Raw genomic sequence first — 19,512 nt, 5'->3', positions numbered from 1 at the left:
CATAACGCCAAAACAGAAATTGCTGCAGTCAATCCAAAGGGCTGCATAACTGTCTACTTCTGAAGCCCCCTAAAAATGGGGGTATTACCATGTCACTTGATGAAGGGCAGCAATCTCTCTCGCTGCCTGTTGTTCAGTAACGCTGTTGATCCGACCATCATTCGGGAATTTTTCCATGATCAACAGATCGGCATCTGCATGAATGACGTTCGGGACTGCCAGGTCTGAATGATCCCCGAGATAGCGCAGCATGCGCCCTTCGATATCAAGACCTGCATCGCCATCACCAGATTTTATGACAAGCCTGCGACCATCATCCAGTGCAACAGCACTGACATCACCAACGCAGCCACCGCTCAGGCGGTTCATGGTTTGGATTTCACTTTTCAAAAGCGTTCTATACGGGATTGAACAGTCATATCGACAGTGTGAAACAAAGCCCGGATCGACGCAAGGCTTTGCATTTTTTGCAAAGCTCCTATCCCATGAATAACCTTCACTTTTTAGGGATTTAGGAGTAGCCTGTATAGTGAAGAAAGAACAAATAAAGGCACGCGCCCTGTGCCCCTGTTTCAGGATCATTGTTCGGACGCGGCCTTCGCATCTTTGGGAGGGAATATACCGTGTCAAAACCACACTCTAAGCCGCGCTGCTGCGCCATCGTCGGCGCATATCTCAGCGGCAAAACAAGCCTTTTGGAAGAATTTCTCTTCACCACAGGAGCCATTCATCGAAAAGGTAATGTCAATCAGGGCAATACTGTTGCGGATGCCAACCCGGAAGCCCGCGCCCACAACATGTCCACCCAAATCAGCTTGGCAACAACCACCTATCTGGATGAAGAATGGACCTTTATCGACTGTCCCGGTTCCGTCGAATTTATGCAGGATACACTGAATGCCCTGATGGTGTGCGATATCGCCATTGTGGTCTGTGAACCATCGCCTGAAAAGGCCATCCTGATCGCCCCGATCATGAAATTTCTGGATGAACAAAACATCCCGCATATGATTTTCATCAACAAGATGGATCAACCCGAAGCCAGTGTCTCCAACGTTATTGGCGCCTTGCAGGATGTCAGTGAACGCCCTTTGATTTTACGTGAAATCCCTATCCGCGATGGGCGCGAGATCACAGGCTATATCGATCTGGTATCCGAAAAAGCCTACAAATGGCGCGATGGGGAACGATCAGAACTCATCTCCATGCCTGAAACGCAGATTGAACAGGAACAATCCGCGCGCGGTGAATTGCTGGAAGCACTGGCCGATTTCGATGATCATCTGCTAGAAGAAATTCTGGAAGATGTGGAACCACCCAAGGATGAGATTTACGACAATATCCAGAAAGACATTGCCGATGACCGCATCGTGCCTGTGTTCTTCGGATCCTGCGAACATCGCGGTGGCATTACTCGTCTGTTAAAGGCACTGCGCCACGATAGCCCGGAAGTCGAAGAAACCCGTGATCGCCTGGGGATTAAAGACGCTGAAGGATTGGCCCAGGTCTTTAAATGCGTCCACACCACACATGCAGGCAAAATGTCCTATGTGCGCGTCTGGTCAGGTGAAATCAAAGATGGGGCACAATTAAATGGGGAACGTATCTCCGGCATTCAGAAAATCATGGGGGCTGATCATGAAAAACTGATAAGCGCCACCACCGGACAAGTTGTGGCACTTGGACGGCTGGATCACACCACTATCGGACAGACCCTGACTACAGATGGCAAACATAAAACCAATTTCTGGCCCGATACATTGCCTGCAATGTATGGCAAATCCATCACTGCGGTTCACCGCGATGACGAAGTCAAACTGACCGCTGCCCTTCAAAAGCTCCAAGATGAAGACCCTTCATTACGGATCGAACAAGATCAAACGACCAATCAGCTTTTGCTGTTGGGTCAGGGGGACATGCATTTAAAAATCGCCATCGAAAAGATGAAGGATCGCTTCGGCCTTGACGTCAATGCGGACCAGCCACGTGTGGCGTACCGCGAAAGCATCCGAAAACCCATTCATCAACATGCCCGGCACCGCAAACAAAGCGGCGGTCATGGGGAATTTGGCGATGTCCATATTGAGATCAAGCCCCTGCCACGCGGCACAGGCTTTTCCTTCGATGACACCATCACTGGCGGGGTTGTGCCCAAGCAATATATCCCGGCCGTTGAACGCGGTGTGGTCGAATATATGCAACAAGGCCCCCTGGGCTTCCCGGTTGTAGATATCAGTGTGGTCTTGAACGATGGTGGCTATCATGCGGTGGACAGTTCGGAAATGTCGTTCAAAAAAGCGGCACAAGCAGCCATGCGTGAAGGCATGCCACAATGTTCCCCGGTTCTGCTGGAACCGATCTATACCGTCACCTTATGTGTGCCCAACGCCTATACATCGAAAATCCAGCGCCTGATCACCAGCCGACGCGGCCAGATATTGGGATTCGCCCCAAAAGAAGGATGGAAAGCCTGGGAAGATGTCAGCGCCATGATCCCACAATCCGAACTGCATGATCTGATTCTGGAACTTCGTTCTTTAACCCAAGGGATCGGGTTCTTCACCCAATCTTTCGACCATTTACAGGAGCTAACAGGAAAGCAAGCCGATAAAGTTGTGGAAGACCGGGCCAGAGTTGCCACAGCTTAATCAAAATCAAGGCCTTGGTGTGTCAAGCCCCAATATAACTGCCTTTGGATGGCGATCAAAAATCAACCGGGGATTTCGAATCGAGAGAAGAAATAAACGTTTTTGCACTGCATCTATCCCAATAGTGCCATTGGTCACCTCCAAAATCTCTTAAAACGTTACATAAACGAGGGGAAGATAAAACTACCAAAAAACAAAAATCAATAAAAAATTCTTAATAACTAATTGAATTAAAAGAATTTATTTTCCTTTAGATTCATTTAGGGACCGCAAAGGGCAAAACGAAAGACCATATAAAACATAAGCTCTTTGTATTTAGTTACCCTTATCGTTTCAGATAACATATACTTACTGGAACAGGGGAATATCAATAAAAGCCCGAAAAGGGTAGGACTTTAAACAAGTCGGGGAAAAAATAATGTTTGTAGATCGATTAAAAATTTCTGCCAAAATCTGGCTACCTGCAATTCTCTTTATTATTGCACTAATTGGTGTTGCCGGGGTTGCGGCAACCAACCTCAATCAGACGCTTCTTGAAAATCGGCAGGACAAAGTCCGCAGCTTGGTCGAAGAAGCTCATAGCGTCATCCGTTTCTACGAGGATCAGGCCAAATCCGGTGCCCTGCCGCTGGAACAGGCCCAAGGCCTCGCCAAGGAAACCATCCGCAATATCCGGTATGACAAAACCGAATATTTCTGGATCAACGACACCAAGCAAATCATGCTGATGCATGCGGTCAAACCAAGTCTGGAAGGCAAGAACCTCAGTGAGCTTGAAGATAAAAACGGCAAGATGTTTTTTTCTGAATTTACCAAGGTGGTGCGTGCCAATCCTGATGGTGGTTTTGTGGATTACCTCTGGCCCAAAGCAGGTCATGATAACCCTGTGGAAAAAATTTCTTACGTCAAACTGACACCTGAATGGGAATGGATTGTTGGCACAGGCCTTTACCTTGATGACGTCGATGCCGCCTTTTGGTCTGAATTCACCAAATTTGCCATTCTGGTCGGGATTGCCCTGTTAATTGCAGGCGGACTTTCGTCTCTGGTTGCCAGAAGCCTGTCTTTCGGGTTGAATAATCTATCCAGCCAGATGCATGACCTTGCAGATGGCAAACTGGATGTGGAAGTCACCTGTGTCGGTCGCGTCGATGAAATCGGGGAAATGGCAAAGGCTGTTGAAGTCTTCAAACAAAATGCCATAGAAGCCAATGAGATGAAAAAGGCCCGCGACAAAAACCGCGAGCAGGCGGCAGAAGAGCGTAAACAGAGCCTACTTGACCTGGCTGATGAATTGCAATCACGCATGCGCGGTGCCATGGATGAAATGTCCGGTGTCGTCGGTACCTTAGGTGAGTCTGCTGATGCCATGCGCTCCAATGCCAGTCAGACCACACAACAAAGTGCCTCGGTTTCCACCATCTCGGATCAGACATCCTCCAACGTTCAAACAGTTGCGGCGGCGGCAGACCAGTTGAATTCGTCCAGTAGCGAAATCGGTCGTCAGGTGGAACATACCAACCAGACAGCGCAAGCCGCAGCCAACGAAGCCGAAGAAACCAACGAGGTTATTCAGGGCTTGAGCGGCGCAGCAGGTAAAATCGGCGAAGTGGTCAGCATGATCCAGGATATCGCTGAACAAACCAACCTTTTGGCGCTGAACGCCACCATTGAGGCTGCACGTGCAGGCGAAGCCGGCAAAGGTTTTGCGGTTGTGGCAAGTGAGGTTAAAAACCTTGCCAACCAGACCGCCAAGGCAACGGATGAAGTCTCCCAGCAAATCGCAACGATCCAGGGCGAAACTGGTCGGGCGGTAAACGCCATTCAGGGGATTTCACGCACCATTAATGATGTGCATGATGCCTCGCGTGGTACACAGGAAATTTCCAGCCATATCTCTGCCGTGTCTGATGATGCACAACAGACCATGGCCTCTGCCAATGATGTAAAATCTGCCAGTGACAGTTTGATGCAGAGCTCCAACAATCTGGACAGCAGCACCATGGAAAACCTGATCAATGACATGCGCGCCAAAGCGCATCAGTAGAAATCTGCAAATCGTCGTCCTCAACTTGATTGGGGATCCAGAAAGTCGCAAGGCAATCTGGGTCCCCGTTTTCACGGGGATGACAATGAGTTAAGTTTTATAACGCTCTTCAGCTTCATAATATTCAGAAAAGCCGATCACATCCTGCAAATGCTGGAAACTTGCCAGACCAGAGGGTTGCGCCCCGCCCTTTAATTCTTCCAGCGCAGTTTCCATGGCTTTTAAGGCAGAGAGCATCAGGGTCAGCGGATACGCCGCTATTTTATAGCCCATGGCCTGCAATTCTGCCGGGGGCAGGACGGGTGTTTTTCCCTGCTCCACCATATTGGCCATCTTGGGGCCTTTAATTTCAGTACAGAACTGCTTCATTTCGTCTGCCGATTGCGGAGCTTCCAAGAACAGGATATCTGCGCCGATTTCTTCAAAGGCCTTCATGCGTTTGATAGCGTCGCCCATCCCCAGACTTTCACGTGCGTCCGTTCGGGCCATAATCAGAATATCGGCCCCTTCATTACGCGCGTCAACGGCGGCCTGAATACGCATGCAGGCTTCGTCAAACCCGACAACAGATTTTCCCTTGGTGTGCCCACAGCGTTTGGGCGATAACTGGTCTTCAATCATAATGCCTGCAAAGCAAGCTTGGGCATATCCTGCCACCGTGCGCTTAACGTTCAACGCATTACCATAACCCGTATCCCCATCGCCAATGACAGGCAAGTTAGTGGCCTGACAGATGGATCGACCCTGATCGACCATTTCACCATAAGACAGCAAGCCAGTATCCGGCATGGCATTACGTGCTGCAGAAACAGAAAAGCCGCTCATGAAGGTCAGAGGGTAGCCTGCACGTTCCACCAGCCGTGCGCTCATACCGTCAAAGCAGCAGGGCATCATCAGAAACTGGTTACTTGCCAGCAGGTCGCGTAGTTTGGTTGCAGCGCTCACGCCCTTATCCTTTTTTCAGTGCTTTCACCTGTGACGACATGGTGATCTTGCCGCTGGTGCTATAGCTTTCGTGGTTTTTCTCAATATCCTTAAGCTTATAAAGATAATTGATCATCATACCAGCCGATTGCCCCATCCCTTTGGATGAAATATCCCCCAGCCAGTTGATCCGTTCCATACGTGATCCGTTACTGAGGTGAAAATGCGCGACCGGGTCCAGCGTGCGCGTGCCTTTGCGCTTGGCCTCGGTCAGATAACGCGCACAGAGACGCATCAGCGGGTCTTTCATGGCATCATGGGCCTGTTGAACATCTTTCCAATCCGATGTTTCCAGCAGATATTTCAGCCCCCCCTTTGCGCCTTTCTGCCCACTGGCTTTTTTCAAGGCTTCGCGCTCCCCCGGATTGATCAGATTGCTGTCGCCTTCTGCCAGGGTTTGGTCCAGCCATTTTCTAAAGCCCGGGATGGGTGACAGCGTGGCAAAGGTCTTCAGGTTCGGCAGATCATTGGACAGGTTGCGCACCACATTCTTGATCAGGAAGTTGCCAAAACTGATCCCGGCAAGACCTGCCTGCGCGTTGGAAATGGAATAGAAAATGGCTGTGTCGGCTTCGTATGGGTCCTGCAAGGGTGCGTCTTCATCCAGCAGTTCCTGCACACTATCCGCCATGCCATTGACCAGCGCGACTTCTACAAAGATCAACGGTTCATCCGGCATATTGGGATGGAAAAAGGCAAAGAGACGACGGTCACGTTCCAGCCTGTTTTTCAGATCGTTCCAGCTTTTGATAGAATGGACAGCTTCATATTCCGCTATCTTTTCAAGGATGGAGGCCGGGCTGTCCCAGGTCAGGCGGCGCAGTTCCAGAAAGCCGACATCAAACCAGGAAATCAGCACATCCTTAAGGTCACGTTCCACCACTTTCAAGCGGCTGTCCTTGCGTGCCATCTTCATCAAATCTGCACGCAGATCGACCAGAAATTTCACCCCCTGGGGCAGCGCGTTAAATTGACGCAACAAGCGCATGCGTGCAGGTTCCAATGCACGGCGCAATTCAATTTCATGCCCCTGTTTGGTAAGCTCATCGCCTGCTGTCTGAAAATCGGCAATAGCCTGAGCCACCGTTTCGCGATCGGTTCCAAAATCATCTGCCATGATCCCGATAAAGCGAGCACGTCCAATTTCGTTTAAATCCAGATAAGCCTGACCAAGGGCGGCTGCCCGCGCGCGCGCAGAAACCTCCCCCCCTTTTGCTTCCAGACACGCCTTCATCTGGCGGCGAACCTGGTCTATCTGACTATCCGGCAGTTCCTCGTCCAGGTCAGACAAGCTGTCACTTTCTCCGCCCGTTGCAATTTCTTTCCAGGGGAAGGTCCAGCTTTTGATTTTTTCCAGTAAATCAGCCATTTCTCATTCCAATTCTTCTTAAGCGCGCCCGGATCGGAGCAAGTTCACGCAGGAATTCCAATGCATCTTTGGGACGACGTTTCAATTTACGCGACATCATCCGCATCATCAAATCGTTCAAATCATCCGGCACGTCGGCAACATCTTCTTTTGGACCCGACAAAACGCCAGTAGGTAAATCCCCAGTGATCATGCGATAACCCAATACCCCCACACCATAGACATCCGCGCGCGCATCTACATCCGTTGCGCTGCGGCGTTGTTCAGGTGCCAGATATTCTTCGGTCCCCACCCAATAACCCGACATGGATTCTTCACTTTCCGGTGCCTTCATCAAGCCGGGGTCACACAGTTTGACAAGACCCGTATTCAATTTTGTCAGCAGCACATTGCCCGGTTTGATATCACGGTGCACCATGCCGCGCCCATGAAAGGCAGACAAGGCACTGCCCAGCTGGAACATCACTTCAACGGATCGCAGAACGCTTAGCTTTCGTGCTTCGGGAACTTCGCCCAGTTCCGGTGCATATCCACCAATGCCAGGATCCTTGCCAATTTCATAAAGCAAGCAAGTATCCACAAAAGGCATCACATAAAATGGCTTATCCTCAATATAATTAAGTTCACGTACCGAAATCACGTGGGGGTGATCAATCTTTGCCAAGATGCGAACTTCACGCATAAATCGCTTGCGCCAGTTTTCCGTATCATAGGGCAACGCATCCAAAAGGCGCTTTTTTGGATTAAAAACTTTGACCGCGACTTTTGTTTCAAGGTCCGGATCATAACATTCATATAGATCCGAACTTCCTGTCGAACGGATGATCCGTTTGACCGCGAATTTTCCTATTTTTTCATAGGCAGCTTTTGGCATCTCTCTCATGCAGACAGAAGAACAAATTTAGGCCCGCCCCGCAAATAAAAAACAATAAAAAAGCAGCGGTGTTAATTGTCAAGCGCCGCTACATAATGTTCTTTCATTCTCGCATTTAAGATAATCAGCATTTTTTTCATAACAGCAACTAGGGCGACTTTTCCCGGTTTTCCCTTTTCTTTCAGCCTGTCATAAAAGGCCCTCATGATTGGATCGAAGAGGATGGCAGGTAGAGCCGCGATATAGAGAGCATTGCGGACAGTTTTGCGCCCTCCTTTAATCATCCTCTTGCCGCGTAAGGTGCCACTATCCCTGTTGATTGGCGCTACGCCAACCAATTTGGCGATTTTCCCTTTTTCCAATCGTCCCAATTCTGGCAATTCAGCAAGTAAAATACAGGCGGTTATAAAACCTATGCCTTTCAATGACTTCAGAACATGAAAGGCGGCATACAAGGCGCTGTCCATTCCAATACATTTTTCCATCTCCTGACGTAAATGTTTTTCTTGCTTACTGAAGAAAGTCAGTGTTTCCTCAATCAAAGGCCGTGTCGTTTCCACCTGTTTGTCTAAGCGATTTTTTCCTGAGCAATCATGCCTTTGAGCTGCCTGTAGCGCGCAACCAAGTCAATCAGTCTTTGCTGTGTTTCACTGAGTTCCGGCGTTATATCACAAGGCATTCTCATGCCATAATCAGCTAAAACAAAAGCATCAATTTTATCCGTTTTTGCCAACAATCCCGATGCTTTCGCAAAATGACGCACCTGTAATGCGTTGATACGGCAAACAGGAGACTCAGCTTGTTGCAACTGTTTAAGGATACGTTTTTCATATCCTCCTGTTGCTTCCAGAATAATCCGTTCAATGGGCTGGCGGATCTGCAGGGTACGCAGACAATCTTCTATCCCGGAAACAGTATTTTCATAGGTAAGGTAAATGCGATCTGGCAAGATACAGACATCCAGTTTGGATTTGGATATATCAATGCCGACAAATCGAGTATTCTGGGTCATGGCTTCGTCATCCTTATACTCGAGCGTAAAAGCCCCATCAGCGGTTCGACTAAGCCTCAAGGGACGGAAGTGTTGAGCTTTTTTACCGATGTTGCAATCCTGGGCCCCATAAACAGCTTCCGTCATTGTAATGGGGGATATATCCCCCATTACAAAAGAAAAGAGGCAGAAAGATCATAACAAATCTTTCTGCCTCTTAATGTATAAGGCCACTGATTTTCACCAGCGACCTTCTTTGTTAACAGTGACTTGTAACTTACCACTCGACTTTTTCGACACCTTCGAAGATGACCGTAGAACCATCGTCGAAATCGATTTGGCCAGTAAGACCGGAAGCATCGCTGTATTCGTCCATCTGTGCAGTTTGAGATGTGACAACATCCTGCGATCCATCGTCGTTGGTAATGGTCAGTGTCCAGCCTTCCGAACCGTTCAGCTGGATGGTATCGAAGTCGCTACCGCCATCGACCCAGTCATTCCCGGATGTACCTGCATCAGCCGTTGCGTTGAAGATGAACAGGTCTTCGCCTGCCCCACCGTTCATAACATCGTTGCCGCTGCCGCCGACGATAACGTCTGCACCGCTCTGGCCTTCGATGGTGTCGTTACCGGAGCCACCATGGAGGTAATCATCATTTGATCCACCATCCAGCGTGTCGTTACCGGAACCGCCATGCAGCGTATCATCACCGGATTGACCATAAAGCTGGTCATCACCGGAACCACCAACCAGCAGGTCATCGTTGGAACCACCATCAAGATAGTCATCCCCACCTTCACCATAAAGCTGGTCATTACCGGATTCTGACATCAAGGTGTCCTTGCCATCGCTGGTACCTGCATCACTGGTCGCATCCAGATTGTTCCCGTCATCCCCATAAAGGATGTCATCTTGCGAACCACCTGTCAGCGTATCATCACCAGTGCCACCGGACATAACATCGTTGCCCCAGCTGCTGCTGGTGCCGACAACGTCATCACCTTCACCGCCCTGATAAACTTCACGACCATCAGTCTGCCAAGCATCTGAATCTGGTGTCAGGGTGTCGTCACCGGATGTGCCATTGACCTCGGTATAAGTCCCCAGATCGGATACAGCTTCGTCAAAGGCGGTGTAATCGGCGTTATCCACACCTTCAACAACCGCATCACCTGCATCACCAACATAGTCGGTACCGCTGGAGGCTGCACTTGTATCCGTGCCGTCCACAGTTTGTGCGGTTGCGCTCAGATCAAAGACATCATGGTTGCCGTCATCATCAGTTGGTACTGTGATGGTGCCTGCAACGCTCAAACCATCGCCCAATGTCGCACTTGGGATACTCAATGTTGTTCCGCTGACGCTGACATCATCACCGCTTGTCACGCTGACGGTGCCATCAGAAGCAACTGTAACCGTTGCATCACCAATCACCAGTTCCGAACCAGCCGGAACGTTGGACAGATCAACACTAAGCGCATCATTGATCAGGCTTTCATCCGCATCGCCCATGGTGACCGCAAATGTAACCGGATATTCCACAACGCTGGAGCTTTCACCCACTTCGTTGAAGTCAATGCTGTTGATCTTGAACTTGTCACATTCACCTTCGATCACAATCTGATCGAAGCTGGCGCCATTATTGCCGGACAGGCTCAGGGTATCGTCGTCACCATCGAAGCTGCCGGACCCAACGGCCACACCGTCACTGTAAAGCGTGTAGTAACCGTGATCGTTGCTGCCCAGGCTTGCGAAGTCGATGGTGACATCGGCGATATCTTCATCGAAGGAAACAATCAGCTGTTCGCCATTCTGAATACCTTTGTTGCCACTGCCGCTTTCAACACCGATCCAACGACCACCAGAGCTGCCACCGGTGCGTACGTTGCTGGTGCTTGTGCCACCTTCATCGTAAGCCGTGATGGAAACGCCTGTTGTGCTGTCCCAGTTATCGCCCGTGATGGTGCCGCTGTCACCCTGTTCGTTGATATCAATGACTTCGCCGTCGCCGATATCCACCGTGACCTGCGCCCCATCAGCCACACCTTCCACATCAATGGAAGCCGTACCTGTATCGGTGCCGCCGTTACCGTCGGAAACGGTATATTCAAATGAAACCTCACCAGAGAAGTTTTCATCCGGCATGAAGTTGATTGAACCGTCTTCGTTCAGGGTCACGGTGCCGTTACCGACATCAACCGTATCACCCACTGCGACATCCTGACCTGCGATCTGAACGATGCTTAAGCTGTCGCCATCTGCATCCGTATCGTTTGCAATCAGATCGAATGTTTCAGCCGTATCTTCTGTCGCATCCAGACTGTCGTCTGTTGCAACCGGACCAGTATTTGGTGTTGGCGCTTCAACCAGAATTGTCGCATCAGATGTTGCTGTGCTTGTGCCGTCTGTGGAAGTCACAGCCGCACTCAGGTTAAAGTCATCGCCACCTTCTGGAACACGGATGCTGACACTATCGATATCACCCAGCGCGATCAGGGCAGACCCGTCGGTTACATCAACGGCAACACCGTCAACCAACAGGACAGCCCCGTCATCAATGCCGGACAATGTAATGCCAGACAGTGTTTCTGATCCATCCACATCGGTTTCAGCCGCAGACAGGTTGACCGGATATTCCATATAGGTCACATCGTCGCTACCAGCTGCGGTGTAGTTCACCGCATCAATATGGAAGCTGGAACACTCCTCACCCACAACAACGAACTGATCAAAGCTCTGACCATCGCTTGCTGTAAACGTAAAGGTATCGTCACCCTGGTCACTACCATCGAATGTACCGGTCCCGACAAGTTGACCATCCTGGTACAATTCGTAAGAAGCATTTTCATGGTCATCAAATGAGTCAAACTCAACAGTGACAGAAGCCATATCTTCATCGAAGGAGAAGATCAGTTTTTCTGCATCATTGATATTATCATCACCATCATGACCATCGACACCCAGACCGCCGCCTGTTTCTGCAACATTGGCCGCAGTTTCAACTTCTGTCCAATATCCACCGGAGCTATCGCCCTTGCCGCCAGAACTGTCACCAGATACCCAATTCCAATCATACCCTGTGACGCTAACACCATCTGTGCTGTCATAGTTATTGACATCAATGGTGCCGCTTGCACCGCCATTGCCTTCTACAGTAACCGCTTCACCATCACCCAGAGACAGGCTCAGGCTTGGTGCATCTGCAACGGCTTCAATATCCACTGTTGCCGTTGCCGTAGCTGTATCAGTGCCATCTGAAAGCGTATATTCAAAGCTTTCGGAACCAGCGTAATCCGCATCCGGTGCAAAGGTCACCGTGCCGTCTTCATTCAACGTCACCGTCCCGTTGCCAACATCGACCGATCCGCCCGCAACGATATCCTGACCATCGATCTGTGTTACCGTCAGGCTATCACCATCAAGGTCGGTATCGTTGGCAACCAGATCAATCACAACGCTGTTGTCTTCAGTTGTATCGGCTGTGTCATCAACGCCAACAGGGCCTTCATTTTGTTCAGGAACTTCGACCGTAATACTGGTTTGTGAAGTCGCCGCACTTTCATTTGGCTCCGTCGATGTGACTGAAGCTGTCAGGTTAAAGTCGCTCGCGCCTTCTTCCACACGGATCACAACGTTATCCAGATTGCTGCTGTCCAGCGTTGCAGTGTTGTTTGTCACCGTTACTTCCTGACCATCAACCAGGATCACGGCACCTTCCGGAATACCTGTCAACGTAACGTCAGACAATGTTTCCGAACCATCAATGTCAGTTTCCGCAACGCTTAGATCCAGTGGGAATTCGACAAATACATCCTGTTCATCCGGCAGTGTTTCCACCGCTTCGATGTTATCGATATACATACCGCGACCCTGATCCTGCGCATCCCCAACAGAGATGAATTGAACAGTCATTGGCTCACCATTCCCGGTGAATTCAAATGAACCATCCTGCCAGTCATTGTCAGAACCGTTTTCGTTGTCATGACTGAATGTTGCAACCGTCTCGCCGTTCACACGGATTTCGATATGATTGACCGTTTCATCATAACCAGGACGACCGGAATAATCGAAGTCGAAGCTGTAAGTCGCACCGTCTTCGGTATCAATGGAACGGTTAATGCTGACCGCATCCGGGAAGTGATCATTCAGATCATCATTCAGTTCGATGTAGGTGCCATCGCCGGAAGGACCGTTCTGATTATCCCAAATCTCAATCGCATCGGATGTCGTGCTCCAACCATCAACATCATCTGTTGAGAAACTCTGACTTGCATCACCGAATGTTGTGGTGAACAGAGTTGTGGACGCACCCGGTTCACCATCAACTGTCACAGTTGAAGCTTCACCCAGTTCCATCGTAATGGTTGGTGCGTCTGCAACAGCTTCCACATCCACAGTGGCTGTGGCGGTAGCCGTATCAGTACCGTCAGAAACCGTATATTCGAAGGTTTCTGTACCAGAATAATCCTGATCCGGTGCAAAGGTCACGGTGCCATCTTCGTTCAACGTCACTGTGCCATTACCCACATCAACCGAACCGCCAACAGCAATATTCTGACCCGCGATTTGTGTCACGCTCAGGCTATCACCTTCAAGGTCAGTGTCATTGGCAACAAGGTCAATGACAATGCTGTTATCTTCGGTAGTGTCGATATCGCTATCATCATTGGCAACTGGACCATCATTCACACCGTCAACCGAGATGGAAACAGTGGCCGTATCAGACCCGCCTTCACCATCAGAGACAGTATAAGTAAAGTCTGTATCGCCATTCCAGTTCGCATCCGGCATAAAGGTATAAGTGCCGTTGCCGTTATCAACGATGCTGCCATTTTCAGGCTGATCAAACGCTGTAATGGTCAGTGTATCGCCATCCACATCCGTATCGTTACCCAGCAGGTCAGCTGCAGTAAAGGTGATCGGTTGATCTTCAGTACCCGTCAGTTCATCATTGTTCGCATCCGGCCCCGTGTTCACCACATCCGGTACATCCACAAAGATGGACGTATTGGACGTTGCAAAGCTGCCGTTAGGCTCTGTCGATGTGACAGAAGCATCCAGGTTAAAGTCAGCCAGACCTTCTTCAACGCGGATCACAACATTATCAAGGTTGCTGCTGTCCAATGTAGCCACGCCATCTGTCACCGTCACTTCCTGACCATCCACCAGAATGGTTGCGCCATCCGGAATATTGGAAAGCGTCACAGCAGACAGAGTTTCCGAACCGTCAATGTCGGTTTCAGCGACCGCCAAATCCAGTGGGAAGTCTGTATAAGTTTCCCCACCCTGAACCGATTCAAATTCAAGCGTATGGATCAGGAAGTCATCACCACTATTTGGCGCGCTAAAGACGATTTGATCGAAATCAGCACCGTTTTCAGCTGCCAAAGTAACGGCAGGATCAATCCCGTCACTACCGCCGATAACCTGACCTTCGCCCACTTTTACGCCGTCCTGGAACAGCTCATACGTTGCATCTTCGCCTGCATGTTTCCAGGCAAAGGAGACATCAACCGAAGATACATCGCTGTCAAAGTCAACGATCAGTTCTTCTGACAAGCCGCTTGCATCGTCATGGCCGATTTCAACATCCGCACCGGATGCCGACCCGCTGACACCAAAGCCTTGTGGGTAGCTGTCTTTCAGTTCGACATTGTCCGCAGATGCATCGCTCTGCTCCCCATTGACGATGGAACGACCTGTTACTGTAAAGCCGCTGTCCGTGCTCATGACGTTGTCAGACCCGATGGTCACATCCACCGGATCGCCACCCACTGTTGTGGTTTCACCTTCGCCCAGGCTCATGGTGATGATTGGCGCATCTGCAACCGCTTCAACATCAACTGTGGCTGTTGCCGTAGATGTGTCCGTGCCATCAGAAACCGTATATTCAAAGGTCTCTGTACCCGAATAATCCTGATCCGGTGCAAAGGTCACCGTGCCGTCTTCATTCAACGTCACCGTCCCGTTACCCACATCGACAGAACCACCAACGACAATATCCTGACCCGCGATTTGCGTGATATTCAGGCTGTCACCTTCGACATCGGTGTCATTGGCCAGCAGATCAATAACAACCGAATTATCTTCTGTTGTATCGATATTCGTATCATCATTCGCAACCGGCCCATCATTCACACCTGCAACATCAATGGTCACAGTCGCGGTGTCAGACCCGCCATTGCCGTCAGAGATGGTGTAAGTGAAGTCAGTCTCACCGTTCCAGTTCTCATTCGGTGTAAAGGTGAAGGTACCATTGCCGTTATCAACGATCGTGCCGTTTTCTGGCTGATCGAAGCTTGTAATCGTCAGCGTATCACCATCCAGATCAGTGTCGTTAGACAGCAGGTCAGCAGCTGTGAAGGTAATCGGCTGATCTTCCGTGCCAGTGAGTTCATCATCACCTGCAACCGGACCGTCGTTCACGCCAGCCACATCAATGGTGACCGTCGCGGTGTCAGACCCGCCATTGCCGTCAGAGATGGTGTAAGTGAAGTCAGTCTCACCGTTCCAGTTTTCATTTGGCGTAAAGGTGAAGGTACCATTGCCATTATCAACGATGGTGCCGTTTTCTGGTTGATCGAAGCTTGTAATCGTCAGCGTATCACCATCCAGGTCGGTGTCGTTAGACAACAGGTCAGCAGCTGTGAAGGTAATCGGCTGATCTTCCGTGCCAGTGAGTTCATCATCACCTGCAACCGGACCGTCGTTCACGCCAGCCACATCAATGGTGACCGTCGCGGTGTCAGACCCGCCATTGCCGTCAGAGATGGTGTAAGTGAAGTCAGTCTCACCGTTCCAGTTTTCATTTGGCGTAAAGGTGAAGGTACCATTGCCATTATCAACGATCGTGCCGTTTTCTGGCTGATCGAAAGATGTGATGGTCAATGTATCGCCATCAAGGTCGGTGTCGTTAGACAACAGATCAGTAGCTGTGAAGGTGATCGGCTGATCCTCAGAACCTGTCAACGTATCATCCGTCGCATCAGGACCATTATTGATATCAATATCCGGAACAACCGCACTGTCAGATGCAACTGATGTTTCGAAATCACCATTGCTATCCGTAGATGTCACCGACGCATCAATCGTAAAGTCTTCTGCATCCGCTGGTACCCGCAGGCTCAGGCCATCCAGATTATCAGCAGACAAGGTGGCTGTACCATCCGTGATGGTGATTTCCACACCGTTTTGCGTCAGGACAGCACCCTCAGGAAGACCGCTCAATGTGACATCAGACAGGCTTTCTGATCCATCCTGGTCAACAAGCTGTGCACTGACATCAATCGGATAATCATAATAAGCGACCTCACCTTCTGCATCCGCATAAGTGAATTCCAGATTATCTATTGCAAAATCGCTATCGCCCGCAGCGGTGGAACCATCTGCATTGATGGTTGTATCAGCTTTGATAATCAGTTGATCAAACGTTACCCCATCAATCGTGACAGAGGCCGTATCATCCGCATTGTTCAGGTCTAGTCCGTTAAACGTACTCGTTCCGACCAATTCGCCATCATCATAAGCTTCCCAGATGCCTTGCTCATAGCTGGTATTCTGGCCTGTGCCGCCTTCGCCAAACTGCTCCACATTAAAGGTGACGTTGGAAACATCTTCATCAAAATCGAAGATCAGGCTTTCACTCGCACCTTCCTGACTGTCATAGCCCAACAGGTCTTTTGGACCTGTGGTATGTGATGCCACCCCAATGCCACCGCCGTGACCGTTGGTCACTTGTTCAACAGCAGCAGGGTTACCCTGGGAATCAAGCCCGGAAATGGTGACGCCTTCAACTGTACCGTTTCCAACATCTTCGCCACTGACGGAACCACCAGCAATCTCGCCACTGTCACTAACCGCTTCCGGTGCACCGATATCAATGCTGATCAACGGTGCATCCGCATCCGCTTCCACATCAACCGTCGCTGTAGCTGTTGAGGTTGTTGTGCCATCAGAAACCGTATATTCGAAGGTCTCTTGACCGGCATAATGTTCATCTGGTGTAAAGGTTACTGTCCCGTCTTCATTCAGCGTGACCGTACCATTACCCACATCAACACTACCGCCGACAGAGATATCCTGACCGTCAATCTGTGTAATATTCAGAGCATCATTTTCAACATCGCTGTCATTCCCCAACAGATTAATCACAACAGCATTGTCTTCCAGCGTATCGGCTTCATCATCACCTGCAACCGGACCGTCGTTCACGCCAGCCACATCAATGGTGACCGTCGCGGTGTCAGACCCGCCATTGCCGTCAGAGATGGTGTAAGTGAAGTCAGTCTCACCGTTCCAGTTTTCATCCGGTGTAAAGGTGAAGGTACCGTTGCCGTTATCAACGATGGTGCCGTTTTCTGGCTGATCGAAGGACGTAATGGTGAGTGTATCACCATCAAGATCGGTGTCATTGGACAGCAGATCAGCAGCTGTAAAGGTAATCGGCTGGTCTTCCGTACCCGTCAGTTCATCATCACCTGCAACCGGACCGTCGTTCACGCCAGCCACATCAATGGTCACAGTCGCCGTGTCAGATCCACCATTGCCGTCAGAGATGGTGTAGGTGAAGTCAGTCTCACCGTTCCAGTTCTCATCTGGTGTGAAGGTGAAGGTGCCGTTACCGTTATCAACGATCGTGCCGTTTTCTGGCTGATCGAAGCTTGTGATGGTCAATGTGTCGCCATCCAAATCGGTGTCATTGGACAGCAGATCAGCAGCCGTAAAGGTGATCGGCTGATCTTCCGTACCTGTCAGTTCATCATCACCTGCCTCTGGATCAAACTCTGGGCTTGCACTCAGAGAGGCTGTTGCCTGATCCCCATTGGGTTCGGTCGCTGTTGCGGTGATATTCAGGTTGAAGTCCGTTGGATCCCCCGTATTTGTCATGGTTAGGTTCTCAAGATCATCAATCTCATCACCACTGATCACCAGGGCTCCATCGATAATTTCTCCCATGTTGAACTCTGCCCCAGCCGGGAAGTTCTCAATGGTGATACTCAGACTTTCTGAATTATCAATATCTGTAATAGCAGCAGAGATATTGATATCAAACGTACCTTCTTCCTCTGTTTCCACGATAGAAACGGCAAGGTCAGGCGTATCTGCCACACCGTCAACGCTCAATCCAATATTGGCTTGCGCAACGCCGCCTTCACCGTCAGTCACAGTGTAGGTCAGGTTCTCCGTCCCGCTCCAGTCCTGATCTGGTGAGAATGTAAAGGTCGCGCTCTCACTATCATAAGACAGGGTCCCATTACCCACATCCAGTCCTTCTTCTGGGAAGTTTGTCAGGCTCTGACCATTGATCTGCGCAATAGACAACGTATCATCTTCAACGTCCGTATCGTTACCCAAGAGGTCTGCTGCCGTAAAGGTAATTGGCTGATCTTCCGATCCTGTAAAGATATCGTCCACAGCAACCGGATCGTCATTTTCAGGGGTCACCGTCAGGTTCACGGTGGCAATCTGGGTTTCCCCGTCATTATCCGTGACCGTATAGGTAAAGCTGTCCGTGCCGTTATAATCATCAGCTGGCGTATAGGTCACTGTGCCATCCGCATTCAGGACCGCAACACCGTTTGTGGGTTGCGTAATGCCTGTGACCGTGCCGCCATCAACGATGGTGTCATTATCGATCACATTGATGGTTTTGCTGCTGTCTTCCGCCAGTGTTGCACTGTCATCAGCCAATGTGTTGTCGATATCGGCAATATCCACATCCACGGTGGCAGAGGTGGTCTGGCCGTCTTCATCCGTGATGGTATAGACAAAGCTTGCATCCGCCCCGTCATAGCCCGCATCCGGGGTGAAGGTAATGGTGCCGGCATCTGTGTCGATAGAGACCGTACCATTTTGGGCCCCGCTTACTGCGGTGATGGTGCCGCCATCAATGATGTTATCATTGGCGATCAGATCGGCAATGTTCAGCGTCACCGCCTGATCCTGATCGGTTGAAGCCGTATCATCGGTTGCCGTGTTGTTCACATCGGCAAAGTCGATGGTGGTGGTGGCTGTGGTGGTCGTTGTGCCATCAGAGACAGAGAAGTTGATGGGCTGCTCGCCCTCTTCATCAGACACAATCGTCCAGGTGCCATCGCCGTTATCGGTGATGGATACATCCGGATCGGTTGAGCTCACATCGGTGATAGTGAGCGTATCGCCATCCACATCAGAAGCTGCCGCCAGCAGGTCAGCCGCTGTCAGCGTATATTCGGCATATTCTGTGCCGTCTGCCAGATCGATACTGTCAATGACAGGGGCGTCATTTTCAGGCGTGACCGTCAGGTTCACGGTGGCAATCTGAGTTTCCCCGTCGTTATCCGTAACCGTATAGGTAAAGCTGTCCGTGCCGTTATAATCATCAGCTGGCGTATAGGTCACTGTGCCATCATCATTCAAGACCGCAACACCGTTTGTGGGTTGCGTAATGCCTGTGACCGTGCCGCCATCAACGATGGTGTCATTGTCAATCACATCAATGGTTCTGCTGCTGTCTTCTGCCAGTGTTGCACTGTCATCCGCCAATGTATTGTCGATATCGGCAATATCCACATCCACGGTGGCAGAGGTGGTCTGGCCGTCTTCATCCGTGATGGTAT

At 50.2% G+C, this 19,512-nt stretch carries 7 protein-coding genes and 1 pseudogene; 2 read left to right on the top strand and 6 right to left on the bottom strand.

What is annotated here, in order from left to right:
* Window positions 1-84: 84 nt before the first annotated feature.
* Entirely contained in the window at window positions 85-369 is a 285-nt protein-coding gene (locus RYZ26_RS19110) for a hypothetical protein (RefSeq protein WP_317684856.1), read from the bottom strand.
* Window positions 370-623: 254 nt separating this feature from the next.
* On the opposite strand from RYZ26_RS19110, the gene RYZ26_RS19105 reads away from it, so the two are divergent.
* Window positions 624-2,648, top strand: a complete 2,025-nt coding sequence (locus RYZ26_RS19105; RefSeq protein WP_317684855.1) for an elongation factor G — start codon at window positions 624-626, stop codon at window positions 2,646-2,648.
* Window positions 2,649-3,066: 418 nt separating this feature from the next.
* Entirely contained in the window at window positions 3,067-4,695 is a 1,629-nt protein-coding gene (locus tag RYZ26_RS19100; RefSeq protein ID WP_317684854.1) for a cache domain-containing protein, read from the top strand.
* 90 nt (window positions 4,696-4,785) lie between these two features.
* Here the strand turns inward: RYZ26_RS19100 and RYZ26_RS19095 are convergent, their stop codons facing one another.
* From RYZ26_RS19095 to RYZ26_RS19070, 5 genes and pseudogenes are all read right to left on the bottom strand, one after another.
* The gene (locus RYZ26_RS19095; RefSeq protein WP_317684853.1) at window positions 4,786-5,640 is read right to left on the bottom strand and encodes an isocitrate lyase/PEP mutase family protein; all 855 of its coding nucleotides are present in this window, start codon (window positions 5,638-5,640) and stop codon (window positions 4,786-4,788) included.
* Between the two features lie 4 nt (window positions 5,641-5,644).
* Complete coding sequence (locus RYZ26_RS19090; RefSeq protein ID WP_317684852.1) at window positions 5,645-7,048, bottom strand: malonyl-CoA decarboxylase; 1,404 nt, start codon at window positions 7,046-7,048, stop codon at window positions 5,645-5,647.
* Entirely contained in the window at window positions 7,041-7,922 is an 882-nt protein-coding gene (locus tag RYZ26_RS19085; protein ID WP_317684851.1) for a serine/threonine protein kinase, read from the bottom strand. Before RYZ26_RS19085 ends, RYZ26_RS19090 begins: the two co-directional genes overlap by 8 nt.
* 71 nt (window positions 7,923-7,993) lie before the next feature.
* Window positions 7,994-8,934 (bottom strand): annotated as a pseudogene (locus RYZ26_RS20015) (IS110 family RNA-guided transposase).
* A 256-nt stretch (window positions 8,935-9,190) separates the two neighbouring features.
* Window positions 9,191-19,471, bottom strand: a complete 10,281-nt coding sequence (locus RYZ26_RS19070) for a cadherin-like domain-containing protein (protein ID WP_317684848.1) — start codon at window positions 19,469-19,471, stop codon at window positions 9,191-9,193.
* Window positions 19,472-19,512 lie beyond the last annotated feature (41 nt).

The sequence above is a fragment of the Terasakiella sediminum genome (assembly GCF_033100395.1).
Taxonomy (GTDB): Bacteria; Pseudomonadota; Alphaproteobacteria; order Rhodospirillales; family Terasakiellaceae; genus Terasakiella.
The sequence above is the reverse complement of the archived record's forward strand: the minus strand, read 5'-3'. Positions and strand labels throughout refer to the sequence as shown.

What these genes read in the sequence shown, in the direction of transcription:
- RYZ26_RS19110 (WP_317684856.1), bottom strand. Translation starts at nt 369, where the DNA reads ATGAACCGCCTGAGCGGTGGCTGCGTTGGTGATGTCAGTGCTGTTGCA.
- RYZ26_RS19100 (WP_317684854.1), top strand. Translation starts at nt 3,067, where the DNA reads ATGTTTGTAGATCGATTAAAAATTTCTGCCAAAATCTGGCTACCTGCA.
- RYZ26_RS19090 (WP_317684852.1), bottom strand. Translation starts at nt 7,048, where the DNA reads ATGGCTGATTTACTGGAAAAAATCAAAAGCTGGACCTTCCCCTGGAAA.
- RYZ26_RS19085 (WP_317684851.1), bottom strand. Translation starts at nt 7,922, where the DNA reads ATGCCAAAAGCTGCCTATGAAAAAATAGGAAAATTCGCGGTCAAACGG.